Origin of the sequence: Mariniflexile sp. HNIBRBA6329 (genome assembly GCF_043558645.1) — a bacterium.
Classification (GTDB): Bacteria; Bacteroidota; Bacteroidia; order Flavobacteriales; family Flavobacteriaceae; genus Mariniflexile.
On the sequence record NZ_JBIFXS010000001.1, the window covers coordinates 570,211 to 582,899 of the forward strand.

Here is a 12,689-nt window from a genome sequence, read left to right on the forward strand (position 1 = left end):
GACTAACTCAAATTATTCTTAGGAAGCACCTGTTTTATAGATAGGTGCTTTTTTTGTGAATATTGTGCTAGTTTTTTTAAAAATTGTACCTTTGCCCCTTAAAATAATCTTTAACCTTAAAACATTAGTATAGCATGCAACTGTACAATAAATTAAGCGCAAAAGAAAGAGCCGAATTAATAGACCAAGCAGGAAAAAAACGCTTGACACTTTCTTTTTATCAGTACGCTAAAATTGAAAATCCACAAATTTTTAGAGACCATTTATTTTTAACCTGGGACGCTTTAGAGGTGTTGGGTAGAATTTATGTAGCTCACGAAGGTATTAACGGGCAACTCTCTTTGCCTGCCGACCGATTTAATGAATTTAAAGAACACTTAGATAGCATCGATTTTCTAAAAGGAATCCGATTGAATATCGCTATTGAACAAGATAACAAGTCGTTTTTAAAGCTAAAAGTGAAAGTTCGTAACAAAATTGTTGCCGATGGTTTAAATGATGATACGTTTGACGTAACCAACAAAGGGATTCATTTGGCAGCGGAAGATTTCAACAAATTTATTGAAGATGAAAATACCGTATTGGTGGATATGCGAAACCATTACGAAAGTGAAATTGGCCATTTTAAAAATGCCATTACACCCGATGTGGATACGTTTAGAGATTCCTTAGATATTATTGAAGCAGACTTAAAAGACCACAAAGAAGATAAAAATTTGGTAATGTATTGCACCGGTGGTATTCGTTGCGAAAAAGCCAGTGCCTACTTTAAGCATAAAGGTTTTAAAAACGTGTACCAATTAGAAGGCGGCATTATTGAATACACCAGACAAGTAAATGAACAAAAATTAGAGAATAAATTTTTAGGAAAAAACTTTGTGTTTGATGACAGACGTGCTGAAAAAATAAGCGATGATGTTATAGCTAATTGCCACCAATGTGGAGAACCTTTTGATGTGCATACCAATTGCGCCAATGAAGCTTGCCATTTGCTATTTATTCAATGTCCAAAATGCAAGGAAGACATGGAAAATTGCTGTTCCACAACTTGTATGGAGATAAACCGTTTGCCTTATGAAGAACAGAAGGAACTGCGTAAAGGACAGGGCAATAGCAATGACATCTTTAAAAAAGGGCGTGCAGACCATTTGCCGCATAAAAAGGATTTAAGAAATATTTTTGATCATTTTCAGAAGCAAAACAAGTAGTTTTTTTATTTGAAATACGATCTTAAAAATTCTTTGCTTTAAGTCTTTAGAATAATCTTATCTTTACGTTTTAAAAGAATTATGAACCTTCTTCCGGTGAAGCTCTGGCTTTAGTCGGAATCAATATATAAAAACTTATGGCTTGTAACAGTTGTTCAACTGGAAAAGACGGTCAACCAAAAGGATGTAAAAATAATGGCACATGCGGAACAGATAGTTGTAATAAACTAACCGTGTTCGATTGGCTTGCCAACATGGCGCTTCCTAACGGAGAAAAACCGTTTAATTGGGTTGAAGTCCGTTTTAAAAATGGTAGAAAAGAATACTATCACAATACCGAAAATTTAACATTAAGTATTGGCGATATTGTAGCTACACAAGCACAATCTGGTCATGATATAGGGATGGTTACCCTTTCGGGGGAATTGGTGCGTATTCAAATGAAGCGTAAAAACATTTCAGAAACTCCCGAAGAAATTCTAAAAATTTACAGAAAAGCAAGTCAAAAAGATATTGATATTTGGAAAGAAGCCCGCGAAAAAGAAGAACCTATGAAGGTGCGTGCGCGTCAATTCGCCATCGATTTAAAGTTGCAAATGAAAATTTCTGATATCGAATTTCAAGGCGATGCCAGTAAAGCCACTTTTTATTACACCGCTGAAGAACGCGTAGATTTTAGAGAGCTTATTAAAGTATTTGCACGCGAGTTTAGAACCCGAATTGAGATGAAACAAGTTGGCTTTCGTCAAGAAGCTTCAAGACTTGGTGGCATTGGGTCTTGTGGGCGGGAATTATGTTGTTCTACATGGTTAACAGATTTCCGTTCGGTAAGTACATCGGCAGCCCGTTACCAGCAATTATCGTTAAACCCGTTAAAACTAGCAGGGCAATGTGGTAAACTAAAATGTTGTTTAAATTATGAGTTGGATAGCTATTTAGACGCACTTAAAGGCTTTCCTAAAACAGAAATAAAACTTCAAACCGAAAAAGGTACCGCCGTGTGCCAAAAAACCGATATTTTCAAAGGGCATATGTGGTATGCTTACGAAGGTGAATGGGCAAATTGGCATACAATAACCAATGTACAAGCGAACGAAATTATAGCCTTAAACAAGAAAAACCAAAAGGTTGCTAGTTTAGAAGAATATGCAGTAGAACTTACTCAAGATACTAAAGCCGAATTTGAAAACGTTGTAGGTCAAGATAGTTTAACACGTTTTGATAGTCCAAAACCTAATAAAAAACGTAAAAACAATAAACGTAAAGCAAATCAAGGAAACAATAAAAACACAGCACCCGAAGCTAATACGAATACAAAGCAAGCTCAAGGTGCTAAGAAAAACAATAACAGAAACAAAAAAAATAGAAATAAACCTCAAAACACTAAAAATGTTGAGAAATAGTGCGCCTTTGTTTTTTTTGATAGTTTTTTTTGTGTTTACATCTTGTGACCCCAATCGTGTTTTTGATGTATATCAACCCATAGCAAATAAATGGCATAAGGATTCTGTTGTTAGTTTTAATATTAAAGCACCAGACTCTATAAACGCCTACAATTTGTTCGTTAATTTAAGAAATACAAATGCTTACAAATACAACAATTTGTTTTTAATTGTTGAAATGGTTTTTCCGCATGGAAAAACAGTTAAAGATACCTTAGAATATAAAATGGCCGACCCTACAGGAAAGCTTTTAGGCACTGGAGTAACCGATATAAAAGAAAACAAACTTTGGTATAAAGAACAGGTTGTTTTTAAGGAAAAAGGAGAATATATGGTTAATATCCAACATGCTATGCGGGAAAACGGAAAAGTAAATGGTGTTGTTGAGCTTGAAGGGATTACCGATGTCGGTTTTAGAATTGAAAAACCAGAGAAAAAATAAAGTAATAATTGTTACACTAAGCCCAGTCGAAGTGTTTTAATCATAGTACATGGCAACAAAAAAACAAGCACCAGAAACTCAAGACTTTTCTAAATATATCCGTTGGTTTTGGATGTTATTTTCAGGAGGTATCCTATTCGCAATATTAATTTTCTTATTAGCTTCTTGGGGTCTTTTTGGTGAGATGCCCGACCATACCATCCTAGAAAATCCAAAAACAAATTTAGCGGCCGAAATTATTTCTTCTGACGGAAAAACGCTTGGTAAATTCTATTTAAATGATAATAGAACACCGGTAGAGTATGAAGAATTGCCACAACATTTAATAGATGCCTTAATTGCTACTGAAGATGCGCGTTTTCATAAACACTCAGGGATTGATGCTGTTGGAACCTTACGAGCCATCGTAAAAATGGGTAGTGGCGGTGGTGCCAGTACCATATCGCAACAATTAGCAAAACAATTGTTTCACGGTGAAGGTTCAAAAAATAAAGCGGGCAGACTTACCCAAAAAATAAAAGAATGGATTATTGCCACTCGTTTAGAACGTCAATATACCAAAGAAGAAATAATTGCACAGTATTTTAATATTTACGACTTTTTAAACAATGCCGATGGTATTAGAAGTGCCGCTAGAATTTATTTTGGAAAAGAGCCTAAAGATTTAGATTTAAAAGAATCTGCCATGTTAGTGGGGATGTTTCAAAACTCTTCATTTTTCAATCCAAGAAAGCGTCCAGAGCTTACACTTCAAAGAAGAAATGTAGTGTTGGCACAAATGGAAAAGTATGATTTTATTGATGAAAAAGTAAAAGATTCACTTCAAAAAACACCACTGGATTTAAACTATTCGCCAGAATCCCATCGCGAAGGACTAGCAACCTATTTTAGAACCTATTTAGATGGTTTTATGAAAGATTGGATAAAAAACAATCCGAAGCCAGATGGCACTAAATGGAATTTATATAATGATGGTTTAAAAATTCATACTACTATCGATTATAGAATGCAGTTATATGCTGAAAATGCGGTGCAGCAACACATGTCTAGGTTGCAAGCCGAATTTTTTAAACAAAATACACCCGAAAGAAACGCGACAGCACCATTTATAGACTTATCCAAAGAAGAAATACAATCTTTGTTAAAGAGCTCCATGAAACAATCGGAGCGTTGGAGGAAGATGAAATACGATTTAGGTAAGTCCGATAAAGAAATAGAGGCATCGTTTTACAAACCTACAGAAATGTCAATTTTCGCTTGGAAAAAAGGAAAAGCCACCGAAATAGATACTACAATGAAGCCTATAGATTCCATTCGCTATTACAAAACGTTTTTACGTACAGGCATGATGTCTATGGATCCTCAAACAGGGCATGTAAAAGCTTGGGTTGGCGGTATTAATTACAGACATTTTCAATACGATATGGTGAAACAAGGGAAGCGTCAAGTAGGTTCTACCTTCAAACCTTTTGTTTATGCAGCAGCTATAGACCAATTGCATTATTCACCTTGCGATGTATTTCCAGATACTCCTTTCTGTATAGAAAAAGGCAAATATGGAAATGTAGAAGATTGGTGTCCTAAAAATTCCGGAGGCGATTATGGCGGAACAAGAACGTTAAAAGATGCCTTAGCAAACTCTGTAAACACCATTACAGCCAGATTAATGGATAAAGTAGGGCCGCGACCTGTAATTGATTTGGTCGAAAAATTAGGAGTGGAGTCTGATATTCCTGCGGTACCATCCATTGCATTGGGAACTGCCGATTTAAGCGTATACGAAATGGTAGGAGCTTATGCAGCCTTTGCCAACAAAGGAGTGTATACAAAACCCGTAATGGTAACCACGATTGAAGATAAAAACGGAACTGTATTGTATCAATTCAAGCCTGAAACACGTGATGTTCTTGGTGAAGAAGAAGCTTATGTAACCGTTAAGCTTTTAGAAGGTGTTACACAGTTTGGTTCTGGTGCAAGGTTAAGAAGAACTGGAGAACCTTATGGTATTTATAAAGAAATTATAACAGGATTCCCATATGGGTTTACAAACCCCATTGCAGGTAAAACAGGAACGACCCAAAACCAAAGTGATGGTTGGTTTATGGGCATGGTGCCAAATTTGGTAACAGGTGTTTGGGTTGGAGCAGAAGATAGGGCGGCTCATTTTAGGTCTATTGCATATGGGCAAGGAGCTTCTATGGCATTACCTATTTGGGCTTTATACATGAAAAGCTGCCTTGAAGATAAAACTTTAGATGTATCAACCGGTAATTTTCAGGCACCACTTAACCTTTCCATTAATGTAGATTGTTCGAAAAGTTCAGGGAATTATGTTGAAGGTGGAAATTCTGGAAGTACACCAGATGATTTGAATTTTTAGTTATATATATTGATAAATAAAATTGCGAAGCCATTCTTTTTTGAATGGCTTTTTTATTTCGTATTTTTAGTGAAGAAAAACTTTTATAATGATCAATAAGAAAGTATCTAATGTAGAAGAAGCACTTAATGGTGTTGAAAGCAACATGACTTTTATGCTTGGTGGTTTTGGGTTAAGCGGTATCCCAGAAAACGCCATTTCTCAGTTAGTAAAACTTGGTGTAAACGGGTTAACCTGTATCTCCAATAATGCGGGTGTTGACGATTTTGGATTGGGCTTACTCCTCCAAAAGCGTCAAATAAAAAAAATGGTTTCCTCCTATGTGGGTGAAAATGATGAGTTTGAACGCCAAATGCTCTCTGGCGAATTGGATGTTGAGTTAATTCCGCAAGGTACTTTAGCTGAACGTTGCAGAGCAGCGCAAGCAGGTTTTCCTGCTATTTACACACCTGCAGGCTATGGAACTGAGGTTTCCGTAGGAAAGGAAACCCGTGAATTTGATGGTAAAATGTATGTGTTAGAGCATGCTTTTAAAGCAGATTTTGCCTTTGTAAAAGCTTGGAAAGGCGATGCGGCTGGCAATTTAATTTTTAAAGGAACTGCTAGAAATTTTAATCCTGTGATGTGTGGTGCAGCAAAAATAACAGTTGCCGAAGTAGAAGAACTTGTGTCTTTGGGAAGTTTAGATCCCAATCAAATTCATATTCCAGGAATTTTTGTACAGCGTATTTTCCAAGGTGAAAATTATGAAAAACGTATTGAGCAACGAACTGTTAGACAAAGAGGTTAAAGTGTTTGTCATTCCTGCGAAGGCAGGAATCCACTTTAAGATATAAAAATTTCAATTAAAAAGATTCCTGCTTTCGCAGGAATGACAAAATTATGTTAGACAAAATAGGCATAGCAAAACGAATCGCTAAAGAAGTGAAAAATGGTTACTACGTAAACCTCGGTATAGGTATTCCGACCTTGGTTGCAAACTATGTTCGTGATGATATTGAAGTAGAATTTCAAAGTGAAAATGGTGTTTTAGGCATGGGGCCTTTTCCTTTTGAAGGGGAAGAAGATGCCGATGTTATCAATGCAGGCAAACAAACCATTACAACACTACCTGGAGCGAGCTTTTTCGACTCCGCTTTAAGCTTTTCAATGATTCGGGGCAAACATGTAGACTTAACTATTTTGGGAGCCATGGAAGTAGCTGAAAATGGCGATATAGCCAATTGGAAAATACCCGGAAAAATGGTTAAAGGCATGGGTGGCGCCATGGATTTAGTGGCCAGTGCAGAAAATATCATTGTTGCCATGATGCACACCAACAAAGCAGGCGAGTCTAAATTGCTTAAAAAATGTACGTTACCATTAACGGGTGTTGGTTGTGTTAAAAAAATTGTCACCAATTTAGCCGTTATTGAAGTGACCAAACAAGGTTTTAAACTATTAGAACGTGCTCCGGGGATTTCGGTAGATGAAATTAAGAAAGCTACCGAAGGTACTTTAATTATTGAAGGCGATATTCCTGAAATGATTATTTAAATTTTTTGTGAAGAGGTGGGCATTTAAAATACTTTACAAGCGATAAAATCCGTTGAAAATCGATTAAATGTTAAAAATTTGAACACTTAATCGATTTTTTGTGTTTTTTAACTGATATATTGAAATTTTATTTCATATTAGCAGTACCCAAAGAAACCAAACAAAATAATAGATTTCCCCAAATCTACCATAAACTTGAAGCCTATGAATTTTGCAACAAATCTACCTGAACAACCTACATTAAATGAAAGTAAATTCAAGGAAACTGTTCGCGAGAATTTACAATTTTTAAGAAGTTTATTGTATTTAACTAAGAAAATTTTTATGCTATAATCCTTTAGGGATGGCGTCAATTAATTTTTTAGTATAGTCTGTTTTGGGCGATGCGTAAATGATATCTGCATCGTCCAATTCTTCTATTTTCCCCTTATTCATTACCAATAATTGGTCACTCATATATTTTACAACTGCCAAATCGTGCGATATAAAAATATAGGTAAAACCAAACGTTTCTTTAAGGGCGTTTAATAAGTTTAAAACCTGCGCCTGCACTGATATATCCAATGCTGACACCGACTCATCACACACTATCAATTTAGGTTGTAGAGCAATGGTTCTAGCTATACCAATACGTTGGCGTTGTCCGCCCGAAAACTCATGCGGATAACGGTTAAAATAATCTTCAGATAAACCTACTTTATTTAAAATTTCAATGGTTTTTTCTTTGCGTTCTGTATCATTATTATAAAGTTTATGTACTATCATGGGTTCCATAATAGCTTCACCCACAGGAATTCTCGGATTTAATGATGAATACGGATCTTGGAAAATAATTTGAATGTCTTTCCTTAGTTTTTTAATTTCTGCTTTTGAAAGCTTTGTGATATCAATACCTTTGTATAAAATTTGTCCAGCGGTGGCTTTATCCAACTGAAGGATGGCATTTCCTAAGGTCGATTTTCCACAACCCGATTCGCCTACCAAGCCCAAGGTTTCGCCTTCATATAATTTAAAACTCACATCGTTAACGGCTTTAAACGATTGTGGTTTTGTAAACCAACCCGATTTTGAAATATATTCTTTTTCAACATTTATAACTTCTAATAAAGGCGGTTTGCTGTATAGTTTTTTGTGATTTAATTGGCGCTCTTCTTGTGTTATAATTTCGTGTTTGGTGGTATTTTCCAAATAATCTTTAATAGTTGGCAATATTTTTAAGCGTGTTTTTAATGATGGACGCGAATTAATAAGTGCCTTCGTATAATTATGTTGAGGTGTTTTAAATATGGTTGAAACAGCGCCTTGTTCTACAATATCACCTTTATACATAACCAATACGCGGTTTGCTATTTCTGATATTAAAGACAAATCGTGGGTAATAAAAATAATGCTCATTTGGGTTTCAACTTGCAGTTCTTTTAGCAATTGAATGATGTTTTTTTGAACCGTAACATCCAAAGCTGTTGTAGGTTCATCGGCAATTAAAATATCGGGTTTGCAGCTAATGGCCATTGCAATCATAACCCGTTGCTTTTGTCCGCCCGAAATTTCATGTGGGTATGCATCGTAAACACGCTTAACATCAGGAAGTTTTACTTTTTCAAAAAGCGAAAGGGTTTCTATTTTTGCTTCTTGTTTTGATAATTTGGTGTGTTGTAATAGTATTTCCTGAACTTGCTTTCCGCAGGTCATGGATGGGTTTAAAGAACTCATGGGTTCCTGAAAAATCATCGCTATTTTTTTGCCTCTTATATTTTGGAATGCTTTTGATGAAAGTGTGGTTAAATCTTCATCCTTATATACAATACTTCCCGAGGTGATTTTTGAAATTTTCTTTGGAAGCAGGCCTAATATGGCGAGTGAAGACACCGATTTTCCAGAGCCCGATTCACCTACAATTCCTAATATTTCATTTTGGTTTAAATGATAGGAAATGTTATGGATCACTTCGTTTTCTCCGAAGGAAATAGAAAGGTTGTTGATCGATAAGATGGTGTTTTGAGGCATTTGCAAATAAATAGTATGGTTGCTTTTTTTATTTTAAGAAGACCTCACAGGTTTTCAAAACCTGTGAGGTCTAATTATATATGAATAATTTCGTCTTCGGTTAAAAGGTCATCACCACGTAAACGTAAAAATATTTGAGCCACGGCAATGGTGTCTTTTTCACAATAAATAATAATGCGGTCAACTTCATTTTCTTCATAATACACCCTATAAACCTCGCTGCCATCAATATCATCTTTTGGTGATGGAATGCCTAACACATTGGTTAATAATTTTAAGGATGTATAAGATTTATAATCGCCAAATTTCCACAATTCTAAGGTGTCTAAATGCGGAATTTCCCAAGGTTTTTTTCCAAAAAGGTTGAGTTTATATGGTAATTCAATGTTATTGATTATCATACGTCGGGCAATGTACGGAAAATCGAATTCCTTACCATTGTGCGCACAAAGTAAATGTTTTGTTTCACTAAAATGCGAAATGAGCAAGTTTTTAAAATCTTTTAAAATTTTAACTTCATCACCATAAAATGAGGTCACTCTAAAGTTCCTCATATCGCCACGTAAGGTAAAATAACCCACCGAAATACATACTATTTTCCCAAATTCAGCCCAAATGCCTGCACGTTCGTAAAAATCTTCGGCCGTTTCATCGTCCTTTCTTTGGTATTTCGATTTGTGTTCCCACAACGCTTGTTTTGTTTCATCTAATTCAGAAAAATATTGAACTTCTGGTACGGTTTCAATATCTAGAAATAAGATGTTTTCTAAATGGAGCTTCGAAATCATTTTTCAAGCATTTTATAAGCTTCTTCAATATAAACTGTAATGTCATTGGTAAATTGCCCCACATCTTGGTCGGGCGATTTTCTATGTCCTAAACGCACAATAATCACGTTATCGTTAGGTTCTACAATAACGTATTGTCCAAGGTGACCGCGCATCATAAAAAAATGTTTGTCACCAATATCTTTTAGCCACCAACCGTAACCGTATTGCGGACTTTCCTTAAAACGTGGTGTGATGGATTTTGCAACAAAGGCCGAATCCAATAATTGTTTACCGTTCCATTTGCCGTGGTCTTTATAGAGTTTCCCAAAGCGCGCAAAATCCCTAGCGTTGCTGGAAATACAGCAAAATGCTTTTGCTAAACGGTGTTTGCCATCATCCAATTGCCAAAGTGCATCCTCGGTAGCACCCATAGGTTCCCAGAAACTTTCAGAAAGGTAATTGGCTAACGATTTCCCCGTTGCTTTTTGAATAACCATTCCCAAAAGCTGTGTGTCGCCACTTAAATATTTAAATTTTTTACCGGGTGTTTCTACTATTTTTTGGTTTAACATGGTTTCAGCTAAATCATCGTCGTAATTAGCTCTAGCAGTAATGGAAAATGGGCCTGTATAATCTTCAACCCAATCTAGACCAGAAGCCATAGAAGCTAAATCGCCCACCGTTGTTTTGGCATCCTTATATTCTGGGTAAAAATCGCTTAAGGGTTGGTCTAAACTTTTAATATAGCCTTCCATAATGGCTTTACCTAGCAAGGAGGTTGTAATGCTTTTTGCCATGGAAAACGAGTTGGTTTTGGAATCATTACTAAATCCATTATAATAATTTTCAAACCAAATACTATCGTTTTTTATAATGAGGTAAGCAATGGTGCCCCAATCTTTATGTACTTCAGAAAGTTTTTTGGTTTCTTTGACACTGTTATATGCTTTGTGGTAAGGCCAAGGATTGGTATGGGTTCCTTTTTTAATGGTATCATTTTCAAAATAGGGGTAATCATCTATAAAAGCCGTATTGTGACCCGTAAAATAAACCACACGAACCCCTTTTAAAATATAGCTATAATCGAAAACATAAAGCAGAATTATAATGACTCCTATTGTAATAAGAAACCATTTAAGGAGTTTTTTTAAGAATTTCATATATTTTTATTGTTTTTTAAGATCATATGGTACATCCAGAGAATCATTTACATTGCTGGAACATGATTTGATCATGGATGTTTTATGTAAGTACGTTTAGTTGAATTAAATATAGGAAATATTTTATGTATTTCTAATTTGCGACTAAAATAAAGATTGTTGCTTAAAAGGGCTTTCATGCTCCAACAACCATTGCTTGCGGTGTAAGCCCCCGGCGTAACCTGTTAAACTACCATCGGTACCAATAACACGGTGGCACGGAACGATAATCCATAACGGATTTTTACCATTGGCACTAGCAACGGCTCGAATGGCTTTTACATCGCCCAATTGTTTAGAAAGTTCTAAATAAGAAATGGTTTTTCCATAAGGAATTTGCTCCAACTGTTTCCACACTTGTTTTTGAAAATCGGTACCTTCAGGATTTAATTTAAGGTCGAATTGTGTGCGAGATCCTTCAAAATATTCGTTAAGTTGAAACACGCAATCTTCCAATTCAACAGGAATGATATCAGTTATTTTTTCTTCGGAATTAAGCACAATCACTGAAGTAATACCTTCCTCATCACCAACGATTTTGGTAAAACCCAAAGGCGATTTGATGATGCAGGTTTCCATTATTTTTGGTCTTCAGATTTAGAATTGTCTTCATCATTAATCATCCCCAGGCGTTTGGCGCGTTGTTCCCAACTTTTTCGGGCTTGCAGTTGTAAGTCTTCCACATTATCACTTTCATCCATAATTTCCAACCCAAGAAGTGTTTCAATAACATCTTCCATGGTTACCAACCCTGATACTGTACCATATTCATCAACCACCAATGCCATGTGGTTTTTACTTTCTACCAATTTCTCAAATAGCGTAGGGAGGGGAAGTTTTCTTTCTACAATAATGATGTTCCTTCTAATATCGGCTAAGGTTCTTTCATCATGATCTAGCGCCATTTCTTTGTAAACATCATCTTTTAAAACCAATCCTGTAATATTATCAGGGTTCTCTGAATAAATGGGTATTCGTGAAACACGTAGGTTTTGATTTTTTTCGAAAAAGGTTTTTACCGAAGTATTTTCATCTTCTGATACCATAATGGTTCTTGGTGTCATGATGTCTTTTGCAAAAATCTTCTTGAAATTGATAAGGTTTTTAATCACCTTGCTTTCCGATTCTTGAAAAACCCCTTCTTCATGGGCAATATCTGCCATAGCTAAAAAACTATCACGACTTACGGTACTTACATGGGCATTTTTTCCACCAATTAATTTTGTTGTTAACTGCAACAACCAAAGAATGCCTGTATATTTTAAAGGAAAGATAAGAACATTGAGCGCTTTTGCCGTAAAGTTTGCCAAACCTTTCCAATAGGTAGCTCCAATGGTTTTAGGGATGATTTCCGAAAGCACCAAAATTAGAAACGTCATAACAGCCGATACAATCATGATGGCATTGTCTCCATTTCCAAAAACTATTTCTGCTTGTACACCAACCAAAATGGCACCAACAGTGTGCGCTATGGTGTTTAGCGTAAGAATGGCAATAAGTGGTTTGTCAACATCCTTTTTTAGGGCATCTAAAGTTGTTGCATAGCCTCTGCCTTCTTTCTTTTTTATGTTAATAAAAGTGGGTGTTACACATAATAAAACTGCTTCCAAAATGGAACAGAGAAATGAAAAAAAGATGGATATAATGGCGTAAATAATAAGAAGCGTCATCTGCGTAAGGTTTTTGCTAATTTAAGAATATTATG

At 35.7% G+C, this 12,689-nt stretch carries 11 protein-coding genes; 6 read left to right on the top strand and 5 right to left on the bottom strand.

Annotation, left to right across the window (positions count from 1 at the left end; genetic code table 11):
• The first annotated feature begins 134 nt into the window (after positions 1 to 134).
• The 6 genes from ACGK9U_RS02385 (at position 135) to ACGK9U_RS02410 (ending at position 7,008) form a co-directional block, all read left to right on the top strand.
• Positions 135 to 1,208, top strand: a complete 1,074-nt coding sequence (locus ACGK9U_RS02385; RefSeq protein WP_394464762.1) for a rhodanese-related sulfurtransferase — start codon at positions 135 to 137, stop codon at positions 1,206 to 1,208.
• A 137-nt stretch (positions 1,209 to 1,345) separates the two neighbouring features.
• Positions 1,346 to 2,611, top strand: coding sequence for a stage 0 sporulation family protein (locus ACGK9U_RS02390; protein ID WP_394464763.1), 1,266 nt, complete (start codon positions 1,346 to 1,348; stop codon positions 2,609 to 2,611).
• Positions 2,598 to 3,092: a gliding motility lipoprotein GldH gene (locus ACGK9U_RS02395; RefSeq protein WP_394464764.1), complete on the top strand. Its 495-nt coding sequence runs from the start codon at positions 2,598 to 2,600 to the stop codon at positions 3,090 to 3,092. Before ACGK9U_RS02390 ends, ACGK9U_RS02395 begins: the two co-directional genes overlap by 14 nt.
• A gap of 49 nt (positions 3,093 to 3,141) precedes the next feature.
• Positions 3,142 to 5,472, top strand: a complete 2,331-nt coding sequence (locus tag ACGK9U_RS02400; RefSeq protein WP_394464765.1) for a penicillin-binding protein 1A — start codon at positions 3,142 to 3,144, stop codon at positions 5,470 to 5,472.
• An 88-nt stretch (positions 5,473 to 5,560) separates the two neighbouring features.
• Positions 5,561 to 6,262, top strand: coding sequence for a CoA transferase subunit A (locus ACGK9U_RS02405; RefSeq protein ID WP_394464767.1), 702 nt, complete (start codon positions 5,561 to 5,563; stop codon positions 6,260 to 6,262).
• Positions 6,263 to 6,354: 92 nt separating this feature from the next.
• Positions 6,355 to 7,008 carry a 3-oxoacid CoA-transferase subunit B gene (locus tag ACGK9U_RS02410; protein WP_394464768.1) on the top strand — a complete coding sequence of 218 codons (654 nt, stop codon included), beginning with the start codon at positions 6,355 to 6,357 and terminating at the stop codon, positions 7,006 to 7,008.
• Between the two features lie 327 nt (positions 7,009 to 7,335).
• On the opposite strand, the gene ACGK9U_RS02415 is transcribed toward ACGK9U_RS02410, so the two are convergent.
• The 5 genes from ACGK9U_RS02415 to ACGK9U_RS02435 form a co-directional block, all read right to left on the bottom strand.
• Positions 7,336 to 9,015, bottom strand: a complete 1,680-nt coding sequence (locus tag ACGK9U_RS02415) for an ABC transporter ATP-binding protein (RefSeq protein WP_394464769.1) — start codon at positions 9,013 to 9,015, stop codon at positions 7,336 to 7,338.
• A 74-nt stretch (positions 9,016 to 9,089) separates the two neighbouring features.
• Positions 9,090 to 9,803 (bottom strand): 3'-5' exonuclease, encoded by a 714-nt coding sequence (locus ACGK9U_RS02420; RefSeq protein ID WP_394464770.1) that lies wholly within the window; start codon positions 9,801 to 9,803, stop codon positions 9,090 to 9,092.
• Complete coding sequence (locus ACGK9U_RS02425) at positions 9,800 to 10,945, bottom strand: serine hydrolase domain-containing protein (RefSeq protein WP_394464771.1); 1,146 nt, start codon at positions 10,943 to 10,945, stop codon at positions 9,800 to 9,802. Before ACGK9U_RS02425 ends, ACGK9U_RS02420 begins: the two co-directional genes overlap by 4 nt.
• Before the next feature lie 144 nt (positions 10,946 to 11,089).
• A complete protein-coding gene (locus ACGK9U_RS02430) occupies positions 11,090 to 11,563 on the bottom strand; it encodes a methylated-DNA--[protein]-cysteine S-methyltransferase (RefSeq protein ID WP_394464772.1) in 474 nt (157 codons plus the stop codon).
• On the bottom strand, positions 11,563 to 12,654 hold the full coding sequence (locus ACGK9U_RS02435; RefSeq protein ID WP_394464773.1) for a CNNM domain-containing protein: 1,092 nt from the start codon (positions 12,652 to 12,654) through the stop codon (positions 11,563 to 11,565). Before ACGK9U_RS02435 ends, ACGK9U_RS02430 begins: the two co-directional genes overlap by 1 nt.
• Positions 12,655 to 12,689 lie beyond the last annotated feature (35 nt).